The sequence below is a fragment of the Flavobacterium flavipallidum genome, assembly GCF_038289905.1.
In the GTDB taxonomy this organism is placed as follows: domain Bacteria; phylum Bacteroidota; class Bacteroidia; order Flavobacteriales; family Flavobacteriaceae; genus Flavobacterium; species Flavobacterium flavipallidum.
Genome location: NZ_JBBYHU010000004.1, coordinates 123,137 through 142,698, shown reverse-complemented (window position 1 = coordinate 142,698; position 19,562 = coordinate 123,137). Strand labels below are relative to the sequence as shown.

Genomic DNA, 19,562 nt, shown 5'->3' with positions numbered 1-19,562 from the left:
ATCGTTTTAACATTAATCAATTCTAATTAAAAACCTTTAAATAACTATTATTTACTTTCTTTTTTATTGTGTCATAATCAAACGAAGGCACTAAATTTATAGCATTATATTCTACAGCTTTTTTAATCAACTCTTTATTATTTAAAGTTTGCCTTATCTTAGTTCTTATGTGTTCAATATTTTCTGTATCTTCAATTAAAAAACCATTAAATCCATCGGTTATTAACTCTTGGGTTGCTCCTCCCGGATTAGATTGAATTGGAAAAACATTCATACAAATTGCTTCAATCATTGTATTAGGGATGCCATCAGACCTGCTATTCCCTATAAATAAAAATGATTTTGCCATAAGATTAAAAACCTCATTTTGGGCAATTTTACCTAAGATACTAAAATTTGCCCATTTAGATAATTCTGAATTTTTAAAAAAATCTTCAACAAGATTATTTGCTCCAAATACAACAATAGAAAATAATTTTAGTTCATCTTTCATCCCTTCTAATGCCTTCAAAACATTTATTGCCCTTCCCCATTTTCCTTGAAAGCCTTTAATGAGAATTGTATTTTTATTTTGTTCTAATACTAACTTTGCTTTCATTTTATCCAAATGATAGCCACCTCCGCCGGGTAAAACACCTAAAAAATCATTTTCAAAACCATGATTCTGAGCAATTTTATAATCTCTTTTGCAATCTGTAAATAAATAATCCACCCTTTTTAATACATTTTGTATATCTATCAAATCATTAGGATTATTTTGTAAATCGTATAAATCACTACCCCAAGAAGAATAAACCCATTTAACATGCGTGTATTTATTCATTACTTGTAAAATAGGAGTACATGAAATATAAAGTGCAAAACTATGCACTATATCCGGTTGTATTTCTAAAATTTTTTGTTCAAATACTCTTGCAGTATTACGTTCATTAAATTGTTGTATAAAACTATATAATTTAGGAAAATGTATTTTAAAGTAAATCCTGCCTGGATAATCCCATCGGAATTTCCAGCCTATTATTTGTTTAACCCAGTTAATTCTTTCTACTTCTTTAGCTCCATCAGTGACATCAAACCAATAAACTTCATGTCCGGATTCCCTTAATTGTTCTGTCCATCTAAAAAAATGTAAATTAGGCATAGAAACCATTAAAATTCTCATAGTAATATCAGCTTAATTATTCACAAAAAAATCCAATGTATCTGATTTAAATGAATATTATTTCTTAAATAATATTTGTCTATAACTATCATTAAATTTCTGAATTTGGAAATTGTGGAGAGCATAATTATAGGCATTTTGCGATAACATTTCCATTTTTATTTTATTTGGCAACAAATTTTCTATTATACTAACATAATCTTTAATTATTTGTTTTTCATCGCCATCATTAATTAATATTCCATTTTTATCATTTACAATATGTTCACTTATTCCTCCCACATTAGTAGCAATAGGAATAACCCCTTGTGCCATACCCTCCATAATTACCATTGGAAAGCCCTCATATTTTGATGGTAAAAGAATCAAATAAAGATCTTTGTATAGTTGCTCCAAATCCTTATCATTAGTGAGTTCTCCTAAAAATTCTACCCCAGCTTGAATAATTTTATTTAAGTTAATTTTCATCCCTGTTCCTGCCATAACAAAACTAACTTCAGGATATTTCTTTTTAACTTGTGTTGCAATTTCTAAAAACAGATACGCGCGTTTTTCAGTTGACCATCTGCCGATAAAACCAATTTTAAAATGAGTTCCTGTCTTTTTTTGAAAAGGAGAGTTCTTTAATTCAATTCCATTTTGAATGATTTTAATTTTACTATGAAACATTAAATCAATTTGATGTCTGTCATAAAAACTTAAAATAAATTGTTTTGCCACCTCATTAATAACAATTCTATTATCAATAATTGAAGCCGAAGAAATTACATCACTTTCTCTGTCATCATTTTCTTCGAAAGCATGAAACAAATCATTTTTAATAATCGCATCCTTGATTTTAGGTATTATTTGGTAATAATAGGGTGTATTACATCCAAAAACGGATTTGACAGAAAGACTAGTATTAATTGAGCTTATTATTATTCCTTGTAATTTTTGATTAACCCATTTGTTTTTTTTATTTAAAATAGAATTTAATTCTACTATACTTGCATACTTACTAAACTCCTTATAAAAATTCTTAGTGGCAGAACCATGGGTAAAAACAACTGTGCATTTTGTACCCTGAAGTGCTTTTAATATGGCAATATGGACTCGCTCAGCTCCTCCGGTATGATAATAAGGTAAAAAAAATACAATATCTGATTGCTTTATTTTTTGAGTATCAAAGTATAAGAATCGTAACAGATAATATCTTGAAATAAAAAAATACAATCCTTGTTTTAAATGTTTTTTAAATGTTTTTTTCATAAATTCTTTTTAACTGCTTCACAACAAACCATTCTGTCTTCGTTCATTAAAAAAACATTTTTTACTTTTAAATTTGAATATTTTTCAATTTGATTTTTCAGAGTATAAGGACTATACCAACAATTGTGGTCGGGATGATTTACTTCTATGAATTCATCTTGTCCATAAAAATTTCTTTCTATATGATTTTTCGAAAAACAATTTGGTGCTGTTATATAAAATATTTTTGCTTCTACAGTAGATAATCCTTCTAAAAATTCTCTAACATTATCTACATGTTCAATAGTTTCTGGAACCAAACATATATCATACTGATTTCCTTTTAACTGATCAAAATGTGAAAAATAAGGTTGATTCACATATTTTCTCAATTCTTCAACACCTTCTAAATCGATGTCAAAACCATGAATTATATCAGCATATTTTGCTAGTTTTATATGTAAATTATATACTGGATTAAAGATTGGCCAATCATTACATCCTAAGTGTAAAATCTTTTTACCTTTAACTAACTCTTCAAAAAAAGGAACTCTATCTACTACAGTAATCGTTTTTACTTTTTGAATCCAAAAATCATCATGAAAAGTATATTTTAATGGTTTTTTCTTGAAGAAATTTAGCATTATTTTTAGTGTCTTTTTTATCATTTTTTTTATTTGAATATAAATTTTTATTACATTGAACTTTTTTTAAAACCAATCAGAACTTCAATTCCTTTATAACTTTTCTCAAATAGTTTGGAGAAAGATACCACTTCAAGTCTGATCTATCCATTATTTGATTTTTATCTATTAACCAGTTTTGATACAGCTCTATAATAAGTGATTGAATTCTTTCAGTATTATTTACTTCACTCCAATAAGGATATTCTTCGCCTAATAATCTTTTAGATTCACTATAATAAGGTCCTAATAATAAAATAGGTTTTTGAGACTCAATACAATGCGAAAATTTCCCAGGCAAAAAGGGACTTATTGGACCAATGGCTTCCAAAATAACATTGACAGTTGTTGCCTGTTGCATAGCCTGTACTTGTTGAAAAGGCATATAATCATCACTTAAAAAAATCTGAGAAACTGTCATTTGCTTCTCCTTAATAAAGCTATCAAAAGAAGATGGCTTACCAATAAACAGCAATTTTGCATGATTTTTAGCTTCAGGATATTGATTTAAGAAAAGTTCAAAAGCATTTACGAGAGCAATTGGATTTCGGGCATCCATCATACTCCCCGCATGCAAAATATTAAAGTCATTAACATTAAAAAAATCAGGTAATGTACTAATGCTATTATTTTTGTCTTCCTCAAAAATTTGATGCGGAATAATTATTTCTTTTCCTGTTTGATTATAGTAATACCCTCGCATCCATTGTGCCAATAGCTCACTGGGATAGACTACATATTTTGATTTCTCGGTAATTTGCCAAAAAAAATCCCTTTTGTATTGATGCCCTGGTTCTACCCAATCATAGGGTCTGGGATAACTGTGCATTGGATAAGGATCATGCACATAAGCCAACCATTTAGAATGCCATTGAGGCAAAGCTAAAAGTGCCTTGTGAGGTCTGAAACTAGAGGCATAACTGAGAGTAAGCACCCAATCAGGCTGAAAATGAGTTGCTTTCTCTAAAGTTTTTTTTATACTGTTTACATCATTAAAAAAAGTAAAAGAAAAGCCGAAAAGGGATTCCACTTGTTTATTGATATTAATTTTAAATAATTTAGAAATTCCTCTTTGTGTACGGCTCAAAATATACATAAAAGAAAACTTAATTTCTTTTATAGCTACACAAGTAATCCCTTCTAAATGGATTTCTTTTCTGGAATAATGATATACCAATGTTTCAAAACCTTCTTTTTTCAGGTTTTGAATCAAAGCCACATTGGCTTTAGAACCACTACTGTCTTCAATGTCGATTGAATCAACAACTACCAATATTTTCATCTATGTGTTACTTACTAAAAAATCAACAATCTGTTGCGAGGCATTACCAGTGCCATAAGGATTTTTAACATCCGTAAAGCCTGAAAAGCTATCTAAAAGTTGTACAATACTTTCTTCAATCTTTTTTTGTTCACTACCTATTATTTGACAAAATCCGGCTTCAACTCCTTCCGGTCGTTCCGAAATTGTACGGGTTACTAAAACAGCTTTCCCTAAAGAGGGCGCTTCTTCCTGTATCCCCCCTGAATCAGTTACAATTAAAAAAGACTGCTGCATCAACCACACAAAAGCAGGATAGGAGGAAGGAGGAACGAGATAAATATTTTTTTTATTGGTCAGTTTTTCTCTTACCAAATCCTGCACATTGGGATTCAAATGAACAGGATAGACCACACTTACATCCTTTCTCTGGGCAATAGTCAACAATGCCTCACACAAATTTGCTAAACCCAAACCATAATTTTCCCTGCGATGTCCTGTAACCAAAACCATCTTTTTATCGACAGGAATTGTCTTTTTTAGCATTTCAATCTCAGGAAGTGAATAACCTTCTTCTGAAATTTTAGCCTTAGTCCATAGCAGCGCATCAATGACTGTATTCCCGGTTTGTATGATATTTTGAAACGAAATACCTTCTTTCAATAAATTTTGTGTAGCTACAACCGTAGGTGTAAAATGAATATCAGCTAATTTACTTGTAAACTGCCTATTGATTTCCTCTGGAAAAGGGAACTGTTTATTAAAACTTCGCAATCCGGCTTCGATATGTCCTATTTTTATTCCTAAATGAAAGGCAGCTAAGGCTACCATTGAAGAAGTAGTGGTGTCGCCGTGTACTAAAACCAAATCTGGTTTTACTTCCTGAAGTATGCTATCCATATTGGACAAAATAACAGCACTAAGGCTATTCAGTGTTTGATTGGGCTGCATTAGATCCAAATCATAATCGGGAACGATTTCAAAAAACGCCAATACCTGATCCAGCATTTCCCTGTGTTGGGCTGTTACACACACCTTTACCTCAAAATTAGCTTGTTTTTTTAATTGATGGTAAACTGGAGCCATTTTAATAGCTTCTGGCCGGGTGCCAAAACACAATAAGATTTTCATTGAAAGTACGTTTTTTTAATTATTTTCCATTTACCATAAGCAAATAAGCGTAAAGGTAAACTAAAATAAAAAAGATGCCATCTTAGTTTTTTAAACTTTGATAATGGTGTTCTAATTAATAGTCGTTGAAACAATTTGTATTCTTTGAAATTTAAAGAAAGTTGTATAAAATAATGTAACAGTTTTTTTGTAAGCAATTCATGTTCAACTAAATTATCAAACACTAATAGAATTGCTTCCGCATAGGATGCCCTTCGAATGGGGCTATTGCTGTAAAATTCTCCTGTGTTAGACTCAGCGTGCTTTCTATTATAATATAAAACCGTATCAATAGTTACTCCATTAAAACTTTTTGAAATTATTTTACTGTAACACTCCCATTCTTCAGCATATTGCAAACTTTCATTAAAACGAATTGCATTAAAACATTGTTTTTTCCATAAAACTGTACAGGAAGCCAAACCTATTTCCTGAGTAATTACCTTCTCAATTACTGTTTTGTCAAGTGATTTTCTTTCCTTGACTATGGCATCCATCAATTTTGGTTTTACATCTGAATAAGATAGTTTCTGATAATGACAAAAATCGCTCCAAGAAGCTTCCAATTCCTTTAAACCAATTTTTAAATTATCAGGATGTACAAAATCATCATCATCAAAGAAAATCACATAATCTCCCTGCGCTAAATCCAGTCCATAGTTTCTACAACCTGGCAATCCTTTTTTGTAATTATCAGCTCTTTTTAAAAACCGAAATCGAGTATCCTGTTCTAAAAAAGGAGTAATAACTTCATCTGTATTATCTATTCCACCATCATCGATAATCAAACATTCCCAATCTTCAAAAGTTTGCTTTTGGATGGATTCCAAAGTTTCTACAATAAAGTGAGCTCTATTGTATGTTGCTATGATGATGGAAACTTTTGGAATCATCTACAAATTAATGATTTAAAATACCTATAAGGACTTAAAATTACATTACCTAATTTAAATTCAATCCGTTTAGTATTTTTATTTTTTTCAAATTCTTCTCGTTCAAGCATAGATAATAAATGATTAACAAAAGTTTCAAAATTACTTTTATACAAATCCTGATGTTTCAAATAAATATACTGTAATAAAGTAATTTTATTTTTATTCGCTTTTGTGGTCGTCGAATTATCTTTAATTCTATAATTAAAAAGCGGCTCCTGAATCACAAAAGCATACCCTCCCTGTTTGACTAATCGAATATAAAATTCCCAATCTTCAAATCCTGTTTTCATTTTTTCATCATAACCTCCTGCGTTTTCCCAATCTGATTTCCTAAACATTGCACTTCCAGTTGCTCCATTATACTTTAAAAAATGTTGTATTGTACCTCCTGTTGGTTTGAAAACATCTTTTTTTCCATTTAACAATAGTCGATTAACAAAAGAAGTTACAATTTTAACAGTACTATCTTTTTCAAAGGATACTATCGCTTTTTCACAAAAAGTAGATTCAAAAAAATCATCACTATCCAAAACCAAAATAAATTTCCCTTTTGAAGCTTTTATACCAACATTCCGGGCTGTACTTTGCCCTTGATTTTCTTGGGTAATCAATTTTGTAATTTTGGGTTCAAGACGTTTCAAAACTTCTTTAGTTTTTGTATTAGAACCGTCATCAACCACTATAATTTCTTTATCAAGATACGTTTGATTTAAAACAGAATATACAGCTTGCTCAACATACTGCCAATCATTATAACATGGTATTATTATGGAAATTAAAACCGTATTTTCTTTCATAAGACTTTAAATCATTTTTTAATAATTTTGCTTATTATTCCCTCAAGCTTATGGACATAAGATTGTATGTCATACTTTTTTATTTTCTCCAAATTTAAGTTTCCTTCTGTTTTTCTTAAATTATCTGACATAATCAATTTGTGTAATTTTTCCGATAAATATTGTTCCGTATTATCAATTAAAAACTCAGAATCCCCTAACAACTCTTTACAGCCAGGATGATTTGTAGTTATTACAGGCAATCCGTATAACATATATTCCATAACTACATTTGGCATACCCTCAATTCTTGAAACCAAAACAGCTATATCCATACAACTTAACACATCAGTAACCTTAACTTCTGATAATAAAGAGACACTATTTTCTAAGTTATTGTTTTTAACAATATTTAAAAGGTAATTATATTTATACTCAGTTGCACTAGTATTGAATTGATTTCCTAAAAAAACTAAATGAATTTTATTATGAATTTTATTTAACTTAATAAACGATTGCAATAATAAGTCATGAAATTTTTCTTCTCGATAATGGGCTATCATTCCAATTACTATTGCATTTTCCGGAATATTATACTTACTGCGTAATAATTTTTTATCTGCTATTTCCTTATTTAAGGATAAGTATTGTGGCAACACATTTAATTTTTGGCTATTTATTGAATAAGGTAATTTAAACATATCTAAACAATTTGATGCGTTACCAATCACACATGGAATATTATTAACCGCAATTTTCTCAAAAACATCTAAACTAAGAGAATCCAAACCCAATTGATGCCAAAAAGTAAATTTAACTGAAGGCACCAACTTATATAAATAATAAGACACTTTTGAAGGAAAATTTAAAAAAGGAATAATAATTTCAGGGTTATATTTTTTTATTTCTTTTCTAAGACGCATTAAATATTCTATTGACCACTTTAACCTCTTGATGTTTAAAATTGAAAATTCCCATTTAAAATTCAGGTAAGGAGTTCCAAAATGTAAAACATTATTAATTCCACATTCTTTCACATAGTCATCAAACTCCTTTGTTGTCAGGCTTGAAAAAGTTAAAAGTAGATTTACATCACAACTACATTGTTGTGAAAGATATTTTCCTAATCCCAAAGCTTGCCGTTCAGCTCCTCCCAAACAACCTTGGTGAATCACTAATAAAATATTTTTGTTCCTTAATGAAAAACTCATATCCAATGGAAATTTGGTTTAATTATTTAAATAATAATTTGTACACTTCTCTGCTTTTTAATTTTAAAATAAAAGAGGCATTTTTAAATGGTAATTTAAAAAGTGCTTTAATTCGCCATTTTTTATTAATACCTATATCTGTAGGCTTGAAGTAAAGTGTAAATAATAAGGATTGTAGCATTTCATTAAGAACTTTTTTTAATTCATGTTCAGAAAAAACATTTTGTTTATTATTCAATAAAATTAGTTCTTTTAACCATTTAATAAATAAAACTAATTCTTTAACCTGGATGTGTTTATCCAACAATAAAACTTTAGCTATTAATTCATCCGGAAATATTTCGGAATCATATTTTAACTTTTTAAACAGAAACAATTTAATTTCTATATCTCCTTGTAGTTGAATTGATTTATATTGTGTTGATACCTGCATTTCATGAACTCTGTAGAGGTAGAGAGGTTCCTGTATATTGTAAAATTTACCAGTCCAAGCTATTCTGGACCAGAAATCGTAATCTTCTACATGTTTTTTTGTTGCGTCAAATAAAACATTTCCAATCCATTCTCTTTCTAACATTACAGCCCCCATAGACATTGAACAACTTAGCAATAATCTAGCTTTTATTTCTTCATGATATTCTTTATGTCTAACAAGTCTATTAGATTTCCCGAACTCTTGTAACCAGCAGCCACAAACTTTTACATTACTATCATTTTCTAAAACCTCTAATTGCTTTTCAAATCTATTGTTAACCGAAATATCATCCCCATCCATACGGGCAATATATTTACCTTTAGCTAATTTGAAACCTAAATTCAAACTATGTATTAATCCTGAATTTTTCTCTTTAGTAATTATTTTAATTCTATTATCTTTAATTTCTTCTATTATGGATAAAGTATTATCAGTTGAGCAATCATCAATAATTAATAATTCAAAATCGGTAACGGTTTGATTTAATATAGAGGCAACACTCTCTTCAATATAAAGTGCCACATTATAAACAGGAAGAACAACGGAAATAAGAGGTTTCTTTTCAACCATATAATGATTAATAATTTAAAAATGAATTATTAAAAAATTTTCTAAACCTATTCGCCCCATAACCCTCCTTAAAATAAAGTCCAGTATTCAAATAAATATAAAGTCCAATTATACTAAGATTCTGTTTAAAAGTAAACATTTTTAAACTAACAGAGTTAAGAAGAACAAAATTTGAAGCCTCTTTACTTTGATCAAAAAAAAGAATTATATATTTTTCAAAAAAATGGTAGTTAAACAATTGCAAGTTTTTTCTATATTCTGCTTTCAATAGTAGATTACGATGTATTTTATTAAAAATCACAAGAGATTTAAACATTTGTTCAATATGCCCCTCTCTTTGTAGTTTCTTTTCATCAATTCTAAAACTACTATCAATCTTAAAATCTCTTAAAAGATTCAAACACTCAAACTGAGACAGTACTTTAATATTAAAACTCACATCTTGAAATCGTTGTAATTTTTCATCAAATTGAACAGAATTTAATATTTCTCTTTTATAAAATGCTCCCATAGTTTGCCACGGAATTTCATATCTTAGAAACATCTTTAAATATTCCTCAACTATAATATTTTCCGGATCCCGATTTATAGTTTCATTTATTATTTTATTTCCTATTAATTTCGATGAATCCCGAATTAACAAATCAACATCTAAATCACTAATTACCAATGCAACTCTTTCTGATATACAAAAAACATCTAAAACATCATCTGAATCTAAATATATAACATACTCTCCCTTACTCACTTTAAAGCCATAATTTCGACAGGTATTAGCTCCTTTAGGCCGTTCTAGAGGGCGATTATGATATTGAAACCTTCCATCTTTTTCTAAATATTCCCCGATGACATGTTTGGAATTATCCGTAGAACCATCATCTACAATAATACATTCCCAGTTTTGATAGGTTTGAGCCAAAACACTATCGAGCGTTTCTCCAATTAAATCCGCTCGATTATAAGTGGGTATGATAATAGAAACTAAAGGCTTATTCATTTTTATGAATTGTTTTACCTATTATTTGGTCAAGAGTTTGCAAATGGTTTTCTAAAGAAAAGTAATTCTTAATTCTCTCTTTTCCTTTTTTTCCCATTTGTTTAGCTAATTCTTTATTTTCGAGAAGTAAAATCATCTTATCAGCCATTGCTTCTACATCATGTTCTGGAATCAAAAAACCAGTTTCTCCATCTAATATTACATCAGGAATTCCTGCATGATGAGTAGCAATCACTGGTAATCCTGCTGCACTTGCTTCCAAAATCGCTACCGGAGTCCCTTCCTGATCCCCATTCAAAGCAGTAACGGAATGTTGGACAAAAGCACATCCTTTTGACAAATAGGCAAGGAATTCTTCTCTGGGCAAAATACCCGGTAACAATACGTTTTTTTCAATCTTTAAATGGCAGACTATATTTTTACAAACTTCAAATAATTCCCCCTCCCCTCCAATAACCAATTTTGCATTTGGAAATCGATTGACTACTTTACTGAAAGCTAATATTGTGTAATAAGGTGCTTTTTTATCTACAAATCGTCCCAAACCTATGAAAAGAGGTTCTGAAAATTGAGGTTTAACTTCCAAAAAACTAGTATCTGGGGCACACGGATTAAAAATCAACTTTTCTTTAGGGCATCCTTTTTCAATCAATCGGCTTTTCATCGTATTTGAAACAATAATGGCGTAACTACTATATTCAAAAACTTCTTTGTAATGGTTACACTCCTTTATAACTATATCTACTGAAGCATCATAACCATGAAAATGCGTAATCAAAGGAAGCTTCAAATCTTTACAAATTTGAACTACTCTATGAGCAGTAGGCCCATATTGTGCAAAAACTACTTGAATTCTTTGTTTTTTTAGTGATTGGATGAAAGCTATTTCATCCGCATTGAAAGTTTTTATTCCCAGTCTGCGTTTTATTTTTACTTCCCAAGTAACAAAACGAGTTTTTAGTCTGCCAAAGCCTTCTAAAAACAATGGTAAATTCCCTCCATAATAATAACATACTTTACCTTTCAATCCTTTTTTCTGTGCCTGAATAAAGGTTTCAGAATAAGCATCCAGTGATGGAGCAACCATTGCTATAATTGGGTTTTCTTTCATTGAAATTTAGAATAAAAACAAATTATTTTTTCCTTTACTTTTCTACAAAACTGAATTAAAATAAAAGACTTCCTCTTTTCGATCTTGTTCTGAATCTTATTTTCATCCTTCAAAAACTCTTGAATTACATCATTAGAACTATATTTCAATAATACATCGCGATAATATTCTAAATAAGATAAAAGCTTACTGTCAGATTCTTTCAATACTCCCCTAAAAAAACTTTTAGTAAAATGAATAAAAACTATTGGATATTTATTATTAATTAAAATCTCTCCTGATTCATTAAATGTTCTTTCACAATCTATTTGATTCCAATTTGCTACATTACACCCCTTATGTCGGATGCTCTCCACATTTTGAAATCTTGAAGGCAATAAATCTAAATATTTTTGATCAACAAAAAAACCCTCTATTCTATTTACTTCACAACTAAATAGACAAAGTGTAGCCCAATACTCTAAGGCTTCCTTTCCTAATCGTGAAGCACCTATAAAACCGCCATTATAAATTCCGTCTAAAAAATTAAGTTTAAAATTATCAAAATCAACTTTAGGATTAGAAGACCTCCAATGAGGAGATAACAAAATAGCATTAGTCTTCAAAGATTCAAATAGAAATTGATAGTCCCCAAAAAAATGTATATCGGAGTCGACATAAACAACCCTTTCATAAATAGAATTCAAAAGATAATTCATTACAACGGGTTTCATACTCCATCTCAAAGCATCATGAGAATTTACAGCGTATTTATCGTATAATTTTTCAGTTAATACAGAATCTTTAAAATCCAAACGGCTAAGCAAATGAACATTTGTGCGTTTTTTAATCTCATTTTTAATTAACTCTTCTAAATCTCCTTCACTAACAAAAATATAAAAATGGATGGACGAATTAAATTTCAGTATAGAATCATGCAAAGCCAATGCGTAATGACCATAATTTCCTGTAATTATTGTACATATTGCTTCCATGTTATTTTTTTAATTTCAATTTAAGGTATTTTTGTATAAAAATAAGCCCTAAGGGAAAAGGCATATTTATGGTAATAGCCTGAGTAAATTTAAAATTAGAACTTTTTGTAAGCCATTCTTGTACAATCCACATATATTTTCTAAAATTAAACATACGACTTCTTATTGAGCTATATCGTTTTACAATTATAGTATATTCATTAAATCGTTTTTTTTCTTCTAAATAATTTTTAATAGATCTGGTTGTTAAAGTATGCCTTCTAAAAAAATTTAATGGAAGATTACAATAAGCAACACTACCTTTTTGAAGCAATTGTAACCAAAAAAACCAATCGCCACAATAATAAAAATCATTATGAAAAAAAACAGTATCAACTGCACTTTTTTTAAATAGTACAGCACTTGCGTTTGGAATACAATTACGGTAACGCATGTAATTTTTTATTTCGTTTTTACCTTCATTGATATGACCAGTTGCCCATTTCATTTTATCAAAAGAAACTGCCCAGTCATTAAGTCCGAGTGTTTTTCCGTTTTTGTCAACATTAATGGATTTACAATAAGCTAATACAGTATCAGGTAAAAATACTTTTGTCAAATTTTCTAAAAAATCCAACTCACAATAATCATCACTCTCTGCAATCCAAATGTATTCTCCTTTGGCTAAAGCAATTCCTTTTTGCCATTGCTTAAAAGGACTTCTGGAATTGACTTTATTTAAAACACAATGGCTTACTTTGGGATGTTGAGCATATTCCAAAAGAATTTCACGACTATTATCAGTACTACAATCATCTAATATAATTACCTCAAAGTCCTTATAGGTTTGATTAAAAACACTTTCTAAACGTTGTTTTAAAAAAGGAGCGTGATTGTAATTTGGGACGATTATGGAAATTGTTGGAAACATAAAAATATTTTTACAAACTTTTTAATGCTCTTTTTGTGGCTTCTAAATAGGCATATTTATATTTTTCACAAGGTTCTAAATGATTTCCTTCTGCCCATTCATTCCATGCGTTAATAAAAACAAAATTTTCCTCTTTAGAATAAGGAATAAAACTTTTTACTATATATTTTAACCATTTATAATACAGAGCAGGACTACTTCCTTGGGCAACAATTCCATTCTCTCTTTTTCTAGCCGTATTATCCCAAGATGGTGTAACCGAACGATACAATTTATAATTTGAAATTCTACGATTTATAGATTCTTCAACTCCTTTTTCATAATCACGAACATCAACATTTTCTATTTTTCTTTTTAAACCTAATTTTTGTAACCAAATGGTTTTTCTATCGTATTTTAATTTATTTTTAATAATAGAATGTGCTGAAAATTCTACTGCAGCATCAAACCCTATATCTAAAGGATTTGTTCTATCACCAAAACTTTCGGTAAAACACAAATACAAACCTTTAAAGCCAAATTCGTTTATTGCAATATCTCTCCACAATTGAACTGTTCTTTTAATATTAGGCAACAAGTTATGTCTGTACACTAAAAAAACTGGACAGCCATTTACTTTGATATATCGCTCCTCTAAAAAAACATGAGCGCACAACCACCTAATATGATTAACATCATCTTCATTATTGTATTCTTGTTTTATTAAAATTTCATTTTCTTTTCCATCCCAAGCTCTTGTCCAGTTTTCATTAGCCCAACAAAGCATAAAAGGCAGATCTTCTTTTGGATTTTTTAATTTTCTCTCCAGAGGTTCATGCAAAAGACGTTTACCGTTAAACCAATAATGGTAATAACAAAAACCATAAATCCCATAATCCTTTGCCATTTGTTCCTGAGCCAGTCGTGCTGCTTCTAATCGTAAATCATAATAGCCTATATCCATTGGAATATGTGGCTGATAATGTCCTTTAAACAGAGGTTTTGCTTTGGTAACATTTGTCCATTCTGTAAAACCCTTACCCCACCAAATGTCATTCTCTGGAATCGGATGAAATTGAGGTAAATATATCGCAATTGGCTTTATTTTTTCCAAAAACTTAATAATTTTAAACTTTTAACAATAGAGTGTCCAAATTTAAAAGATTCTGAATTTGAAATTTCATCATACTGTTTTTCAAATTTCACTTTTAACAAACTCATTTCTTCCCTTACTACTTTTAATTCCTCTTTTACTACTTTTACTCCATTGAAAAAAGATGATCCAACATCTAAATAATCATTACTTTCTAAATTAGAACATAATGCTAAATTAAAGTATGGTTTGTTGTAAAAATCATCATTTGGCAATTCATTATTAATATTTAAATAATCCCCATCGAATAAATTAAATCTAGATATTAAATCCTTGTTATTTAAATGAATAAGAGAACCTATTACAAACCTTTGATTAAATAAATCTACACTTTTAAAATATTTACCCAATAGACTTCCAAATTCATTTAATGTTAATTCTTTTATATGAAATGGGTTATTCGAATCTCTATCACTATAAATACTTTTCTCTGGCGATGAAATAAGTAAATACCCATCTTTTTTTAAAACTCTGGAAATTTCTTGCATCATTAATTCATGCTTATCATGATGCTCAATTGTTTCAAATGAAATTACAACATCAATGGTATTGTCTTCAATAGGAATAGCATCAGTAGATCCAATAATAAACTCAATATTTTTTGTTGAACCATATTTAACTCTTGCATGAGTTATAGATTTCTCATCTATATCAACACCATATACTTTAGTTGCACCCTTACTCAACAAATAACTTCCATAACCTTCGCCCGAAGCAATATCTAAAACTATTTTATTATTAGTTATCTTTTGAGCTAAAGCATATCGATGTAGATGCTCAATAACCCCATGAATTGATTCTACACTAGTCGTCAATCGTTCACCTGTAAACTCTAAATTATTCATATTGAATCTTTATAAAAAACATCATTCTCCCAATCCAAAATTGGTCTTACAATACCAGGAATTTTACCTTTATAGTCATTACCTCTTGAACCATCATTATCCAAGCAGTCAATAATATTGAATGAAAATTTATTAATATCATGAAAATGGACTCTAAAAAATCCTTTGTACGACATTGCCGCAACTCCACAAAAATGATATCCTTCCGTCAAAAAATTAATTGGAAACCAAACAAGAGTTCTATAGATTCCAACCTTATAGTTTATACTTGATTTCTTTTGATGTGAACTTAAAATATGAACTTCTTCACTATTATAAAGGTTTAACCCTAAAACTATATCGTCTGTCTCTGTTAAAATCTCAAACTTTATTCTAATTCCAATCTTTTCATTTATAAAATAATCCGACCTATTTTCAAAACTACTATTAACAACTTCTGTTTCTAACAGTTTAATAATTTCACTTGAAGGAGCATCTATATCATTATATACTTTCTTAGAAACTATATTATTATCTAGATTCAAATATTTATCTACACTCTCCTCTATTACTCCTTCAAAAACCACTTTTCCATGTTCCAACACAATTCCTCTGCTACACAAACTCTTCACCGCCGCCATATTATGACTCACAAACAAAACAGTCCTGCCTTGGCCTTTGGAAATATCCTGCATTTTACCAATGGCTTTTTTTTGGAACTCGGCATCGCCTACCGCCAAAACCTCATCGACAATCAAAATTTCAGGCTCTAAGAAAGCAGCTACGGCAAAAGCCAGGCGCACATACATTCCGCTACTATAACGCTTAACAGGGGTATCAATATAACGCTCACAGCCGGAGAATTCGATAATTTCATCCAGCTTGGAAGCGATTTCTTTTTTGGTCATTCCCAAGATAGCGCCATTGAGGAAAATATTTTCCCGTCCGGTCATTTCACCGTTGAATCCTGTACCTACTTCCAGTAAAGAAGCGACACGACCACCAAATTTGACACTGCCTGTTGTAGGTGCAGTCACCCGGGACAAAATCTTTAATAAGGTAGATTTTCCGGCGCCATTTTTCCCAATAATACCTACTACTTCCCCTTTGGCAATTTCAAAATTAATATCCTGCAAGGCCCAAACGTAATCGCTTTCTCCTTTTGTCGAACGGTCATTGGTTTCGCCAATTTTCAAATACGGATCTTCCTTGCCTTGAATGCGATGCCACCAACGGTTCAGGTCATCCTTAATACTCCCTGTACCTACAGAACCTAAGCGGTATTGCTTAGAAATATTTTCGGCTTTTAATATGATGTCTTTCATTTTGAGTAGCTTGTTATCGATTGTCTGTTGGATGGTTAGAAATTTCTTTTTCTTTCTCCATCCCTAAAGGGTGGGAAAAAGAAACAGAACGTTGTTATTACTAAAATTTTCGGCTCCCTTTAGGGCTGGGGAAAAACGAAAATTTAGGACTTCCTACACTGTATCAATAAAACTTTTCTCTGTTTTGTTAAACAATAAAACTCCTAATATAAATATAGCAAATGTAAATATTAGGGTATATAGCATTCCCCCTAAGGGCAATTCTCCTACTCCCAACAACATATAACGACTGCTTTCAACAATATATGCGAGGGGATTGTATTGAATTATCCAAGCGTATTCCGGTATTTTTTCTTGAATTAATGCCATTGGATAAATAACTGCCGAAACATACATGAGTAACTGTACTCCAAAACCGATTAGATAGCTTAAGTCTCTGTATTTAGTTACCATTGATGAAATGATCATTCCGAGTCCCAATCCTAAAACACCCATAACAACAATAGCTAAAGGAAAAAATGGGGTCGCCCAGTTAAAATGTAAAGCTGCGCCTTTCCAATAGAAATAGACATAAAAAACAAAGAAGATAAAGAGTTGGATACCAAATTTCAGTAAATTAGAAATGACTACTGTCAAAGGAGCGATGATACGAGGAAAATAGACTTTGCCAAATATACCAGCATTAGAAACAAAAGTATTCGAGGTTCCTGTGAAACAGGCCGTGAAATAATTCCAAACGGTAATACTAGCCAAATTAAAAAGAAATGGGGGAACCTTACCAGTAGTGATTCCGGCCAAATTATTGAACACAATGGTAAAAGTGACCGATGTAAATAAAGGCTGAATTAAATACCACAATGGCCCTAAAACGGTTTGTTTATAAACGGTAACGATATCTCTTTTAACAAAAAGTGTCAACAAATCGCGATACTGCCAAACTTCTTTTAAATTCAGCGAAAAGAATTTGTTTTTAGGTGTTATTTCAAACAACCAATCTTTATGTTTTGTATCCCCTGGATTCATCTAATCTTAAAACTATTACTGCTATGGGTAAATATACTATCGTACATGGAATCAAAACAAAAATAACCGACTACTGACACAAAAAATAGCTAAACAAAGCTGTTTTAAGAGAAAATTCTTGTTTGTTGATATTCAGTTGTGAGTTTTTTATAAGTTGTCAGTTGTGGGTTAAATTTCTTTTCTTTAATCTACCCTAAAGAGGAAAAGAAATTTAGACATTCATTGTTAATCTTGACATTACAATTTTCGGCTTCCTTTAGGGTTGGGAAAAACCGAAAAATTAACACACCTGTTTTTCACACACCCCTAACCCCTCTGAATGCAAATTTTCGGCTCCCTTTAGGGCTGGGGTAAACCGAAAATTTAATACTCTTGTTTTTCACACACCCCTAGCCCCTCTGAATGCGAATTTTCGGCTCCCTTTAGGGCTGGGGAAAAACGAAAATTTTATACTCACGTTTTTCACACACCCCTAACCCCTCTCGAGAGGGGAATGTGATTATGCTAATTGAGAACGTTTAGTATTCCCTATTAGGGTTGTGACATAGCCCTGAGCTTCTAAAATATTTTTCTTTACTAACCCTAAAGAGTAGGAAAACTTTTTTTTTATTTCTTTTCCTACCCCTACCCCAAGGTAGAAAAGAAATAGGACGTTGTTATTAATAAAGAAAGTTCTGAATTTTCGGCTCCCTTTAGGGCTGGGAAAAACAAAAAATGATGAGCTGTAGGTTTATTTCTTTTTCTTTACCCTACCCTAAGGTAGAAAAGAAATTTAGACATTCATTGTTAATCCTGAACGTTATAATTTTCGGCTCCCTTTAGGGCTGGGGAAAAACGAAAATTATCCACTCCTAACTTCCATCTTCTAACTTCCAACTCCCAACTTCTTTCCCTATCTTTGCGGCATGTTTACATTATTCAAATCCAAACCGACGCTCAAGGAACTTATTCCTGACAACCATATTGATATTCACTCGCACCTTCTTCCGGGAATTGATGATGGAGCTAAAAATATAGAAGATAGTTTAGGTCTCACTAATTCGTTAATCCAATTTGGTATCTCTCAATTTATTACTACACCACATATCATTCAGCATGTTTGGGAGAATACTCACGAGCAAATTATTGCTACTAAAAACAATACGGTTGAAGTACTGACCAAAAACAACATTACAGTTCCCTTTAAAGCTGCTGCCGAATATTTAATGGATGATCAATTTGTTCGCTTATTTCAAACTGAAAGTTTATTAACATTGAAAGACAATTATGTATTAGTAGAGATGTCTTATATCAATGCGCCAATACAGTTGTATTCTATTTTATTTGACTTACAAGTGGCAGGCTACATTCCTGTTTTAGCACATCCGGAACGTTATTTATTTTACCATAAAAATTTCTCAGAATACGACAAACTCAAAAAAGCAGGCTGCCTTTTCCAACTTAACTTACTAGCTGTTGTGGGCTATTACGGAGAAAATATTGCCAAAATTGCCGAACAACTGCTCCAAAAAGGAATGTATGATTTTGTAGGCTCAGATGTGCATCACAACAAACACATTGAAGCTTTTAGCCACAAAACAACCATAAAGGATGTTAATCCGCTAAAGGAAATTATAAAAAACAATCAGTTTTTTAGGGTTTAACTTTTTATTTTTTACCATACAAGTCATTTAAGTTTTTTGAATTACTTAAATCTTAAATTAGTAAAATATAAATTCATACAAATAGAAAGCTTTGTGGACTTTGCGAAAAACTTATTGAACTTTGCGGTTAAATAAATAAAACTTAACAAC

Annotated in this window: 18 protein-coding genes; 1 reads left to right on the top strand and 17 read right to left on the bottom strand. The window is 30.6% G+C overall.

What is annotated here, in order from left to right; genetic code table 11:
* Nucleotides 1-22 precede the first annotated feature (22 nt).
* The 17 genes from AAEO59_RS03725 to AAEO59_RS03645 all read right to left on the bottom strand — a co-directional run bounded on the left by AAEO59_RS03725 (nucleotide 23) and on the right by AAEO59_RS03645 (nucleotide 17,769).
* Nucleotides 23-1,162, bottom strand: coding sequence for a glycosyltransferase (locus AAEO59_RS03725; RefSeq protein WP_341699395.1), 1,140 nt, complete (start codon nucleotides 1,160-1,162; stop codon nucleotides 23-25).
* A gap of 57 nt (nucleotides 1,163-1,219) precedes the next feature.
* Entirely contained in the window at nucleotides 1,220-2,413 is a 1,194-nt protein-coding gene (locus tag AAEO59_RS03720) for a glycosyltransferase family 4 protein (RefSeq protein WP_341699394.1), read from the bottom strand.
* Nucleotides 2,410-3,060: a methyltransferase domain-containing protein gene (locus AAEO59_RS03715; protein WP_341699393.1), complete on the bottom strand. Its 651-nt coding sequence runs from the start codon at nucleotides 3,058-3,060 to the stop codon at nucleotides 2,410-2,412. The genes AAEO59_RS03720 and AAEO59_RS03715 overlap by 4 nt, the downstream gene beginning before the upstream one ends.
* 52 nt (nucleotides 3,061-3,112) lie before the next feature.
* Nucleotides 3,113-4,357, bottom strand: coding sequence for a glycosyltransferase family protein (locus AAEO59_RS03710; protein WP_341699392.1), 1,245 nt, complete (start codon nucleotides 4,355-4,357; stop codon nucleotides 3,113-3,115).
* The gene (gene wecB / locus AAEO59_RS03705; RefSeq protein WP_341699391.1) at nucleotides 4,358-5,467 is read right to left on the bottom strand and encodes a non-hydrolyzing UDP-N-acetylglucosamine 2-epimerase; all 1,110 of its coding nucleotides are present in this window, start codon (nucleotides 5,465-5,467) and stop codon (nucleotides 4,358-4,360) included.
* Nucleotides 5,464-6,399: a glycosyltransferase family 2 protein gene (locus AAEO59_RS03700; RefSeq protein WP_341699390.1), complete on the bottom strand. Its 936-nt coding sequence runs from the start codon at nucleotides 6,397-6,399 to the stop codon at nucleotides 5,464-5,466. Before AAEO59_RS03700 ends, wecB begins: the two co-directional genes overlap by 4 nt.
* The gene (locus AAEO59_RS03695; protein ID WP_341699389.1) at nucleotides 6,396-7,238 is read right to left on the bottom strand and encodes a glycosyltransferase; all 843 of its coding nucleotides are present in this window, start codon (nucleotides 7,236-7,238) and stop codon (nucleotides 6,396-6,398) included. Before AAEO59_RS03695 ends, AAEO59_RS03700 begins: the two co-directional genes overlap by 4 nt.
* A gap of 11 nt (nucleotides 7,239-7,249) precedes the next feature.
* Nucleotides 7,250-8,428, bottom strand: coding sequence for a glycosyltransferase (locus tag AAEO59_RS03690; RefSeq protein WP_341699388.1), 1,179 nt, complete (start codon nucleotides 8,426-8,428; stop codon nucleotides 7,250-7,252).
* Nucleotides 8,429-8,450: 22 nt separating this feature from the next.
* Entirely contained in the window at nucleotides 8,451-9,473 is a 1,023-nt protein-coding gene (locus AAEO59_RS03685) for a glycosyltransferase family 2 protein (protein WP_341699387.1), read from the bottom strand.
* Nucleotides 9,474-9,480: 7 nt separating this feature from the next.
* On the bottom strand, nucleotides 9,481-10,470 hold the full coding sequence (locus AAEO59_RS03680) for a glycosyltransferase family 2 protein (RefSeq protein ID WP_341699386.1): 990 nt from the start codon (nucleotides 10,468-10,470) through the stop codon (nucleotides 9,481-9,483).
* Nucleotides 10,463-11,581, bottom strand: coding sequence for a glycosyltransferase (locus AAEO59_RS03675; protein ID WP_341699385.1), 1,119 nt, complete (start codon nucleotides 11,579-11,581; stop codon nucleotides 10,463-10,465). Before AAEO59_RS03675 ends, AAEO59_RS03680 begins: the two co-directional genes overlap by 8 nt.
* Entirely contained in the window at nucleotides 11,578-12,555 is a 978-nt protein-coding gene (locus AAEO59_RS03670) for a hypothetical protein (protein ID WP_341699384.1), read from the bottom strand. The genes AAEO59_RS03675 and AAEO59_RS03670 overlap by 4 nt, the downstream gene beginning before the upstream one ends.
* Nucleotide 12,556: 1 nt before the next feature.
* Nucleotides 12,557-13,465 carry a glycosyltransferase gene (locus AAEO59_RS03665; protein WP_341699383.1) on the bottom strand — a complete coding sequence of 303 codons (909 nt, stop codon included), beginning with the start codon at nucleotides 13,463-13,465 and terminating at the stop codon, nucleotides 12,557-12,559.
* 10 nt (nucleotides 13,466-13,475) lie between these two features.
* Nucleotides 13,476-14,558: a glycoside hydrolase family 99-like domain-containing protein gene (locus AAEO59_RS03660; RefSeq protein WP_341699382.1), complete on the bottom strand. Its 1,083-nt coding sequence runs from the start codon at nucleotides 14,556-14,558 to the stop codon at nucleotides 13,476-13,478.
* The gene (locus tag AAEO59_RS03655; protein WP_341699381.1) at nucleotides 14,546-15,442 is read right to left on the bottom strand and encodes a class I SAM-dependent methyltransferase; all 897 of its coding nucleotides are present in this window, start codon (nucleotides 15,440-15,442) and stop codon (nucleotides 14,546-14,548) included. Before AAEO59_RS03655 ends, AAEO59_RS03660 begins: the two co-directional genes overlap by 13 nt.
* Complete coding sequence (locus AAEO59_RS03650) at nucleotides 15,439-16,746, bottom strand: ABC transporter ATP-binding protein (protein WP_341699380.1); 1,308 nt, start codon at nucleotides 16,744-16,746, stop codon at nucleotides 15,439-15,441. Before AAEO59_RS03650 ends, AAEO59_RS03655 begins: the two co-directional genes overlap by 4 nt.
* A 153-nt stretch (nucleotides 16,747-16,899) precedes the next feature.
* The gene (locus tag AAEO59_RS03645; RefSeq protein WP_341699379.1) at nucleotides 16,900-17,769 is read right to left on the bottom strand and encodes an ABC transporter permease; all 870 of its coding nucleotides are present in this window, start codon (nucleotides 17,767-17,769) and stop codon (nucleotides 16,900-16,902) included.
* 905 nt (nucleotides 17,770-18,674) lie between these two features.
* Between AAEO59_RS03645 and AAEO59_RS03640 the strand changes: the two genes are divergently transcribed.
* Entirely contained in the window at nucleotides 18,675-19,412 is a 738-nt protein-coding gene (locus tag AAEO59_RS03640) for a tyrosine-protein phosphatase (RefSeq protein ID WP_341699378.1), read from the top strand.
* Nucleotides 19,413-19,562: the final 150 nt, after the last annotated feature.

What these genes read in the sequence shown, in the direction of transcription:
- AAEO59_RS03645 (WP_341699379.1), bottom strand. Translation starts at nt 17,769, where the DNA reads ATGAATCCAGGGGATACAAAACATAAAGATTGGTTGTTTGAAATAACA.
- AAEO59_RS03715 (WP_341699393.1), bottom strand. Translation starts at nt 3,060, where the DNA reads ATGATAAAAAAGACACTAAAAATAATGCTAAATTTCTTCAAGAAAAAA.
- AAEO59_RS03710 (WP_341699392.1), bottom strand. Translation starts at nt 4,357, where the DNA reads ATGAAAATATTGGTAGTTGTTGATTCAATCGACATTGAAGACAGTAGT.
- AAEO59_RS03690 (WP_341699388.1), bottom strand. Translation starts at nt 8,428, where the DNA reads ATGAGTTTTTCATTAAGGAACAAAAATATTTTATTAGTGATTCACCAA.
- AAEO59_RS03670 (WP_341699384.1), bottom strand. Translation starts at nt 12,555, where the DNA reads ATGGAAGCAATATGTACAATAATTACAGGAAATTATGGTCATTACGCA.
- AAEO59_RS03720 (WP_341699394.1), bottom strand. Translation starts at nt 2,413, where the DNA reads ATGAAAAAAACATTTAAAAAACATTTAAAACAAGGATTGTATTTTTTT.
- AAEO59_RS03665 (WP_341699383.1), bottom strand. Translation starts at nt 13,465, where the DNA reads ATGTTTCCAACAATTTCCATAATCGTCCCAAATTACAATCACGCTCCT.
- AAEO59_RS03700 (WP_341699390.1), bottom strand. Translation starts at nt 6,399, where the DNA reads ATGATTCCAAAAGTTTCCATCATCATAGCAACATACAATAGAGCTCAC.
- AAEO59_RS03695 (WP_341699389.1), bottom strand. Translation starts at nt 7,238, where the DNA reads ATGAAAGAAAATACGGTTTTAATTTCCATAATAATACCATGTTATAAT.
- AAEO59_RS03640 (WP_341699378.1), top strand. Translation starts at nt 18,675, where the DNA reads ATGTTTACATTATTCAAATCCAAACCGACGCTCAAGGAACTTATTCCT.
- AAEO59_RS03650 (WP_341699380.1), bottom strand. Translation starts at nt 16,746, where the DNA reads ATGAAAGACATCATATTAAAAGCCGAAAATATTTCTAAGCAATACCGC.
- AAEO59_RS03675 (WP_341699385.1), bottom strand. Translation starts at nt 11,581, where the DNA reads ATGAAAGAAAACCCAATTATAGCAATGGTTGCTCCATCACTGGATGCT.
- AAEO59_RS03680 (WP_341699386.1), bottom strand. Translation starts at nt 10,470, where the DNA reads ATGAATAAGCCTTTAGTTTCTATTATCATACCCACTTATAATCGAGCG.
- AAEO59_RS03685 (WP_341699387.1), bottom strand. Translation starts at nt 9,473, where the DNA reads ATGGTTGAAAAGAAACCTCTTATTTCCGTTGTTCTTCCTGTTTATAAT.
- AAEO59_RS03725 (WP_341699395.1), bottom strand. Translation starts at nt 1,162, where the DNA reads ATGAGAATTTTAATGGTTTCTATGCCTAATTTACATTTTTTTAGATGG.
- AAEO59_RS03655 (WP_341699381.1), bottom strand. Translation starts at nt 15,442, where the DNA reads ATGAATAATTTAGAGTTTACAGGTGAACGATTGACGACTAGTGTAGAA.
- wecB (WP_341699391.1), bottom strand. Translation starts at nt 5,467, where the DNA reads ATGAAAATCTTATTGTGTTTTGGCACCCGGCCAGAAGCTATTAAAATG.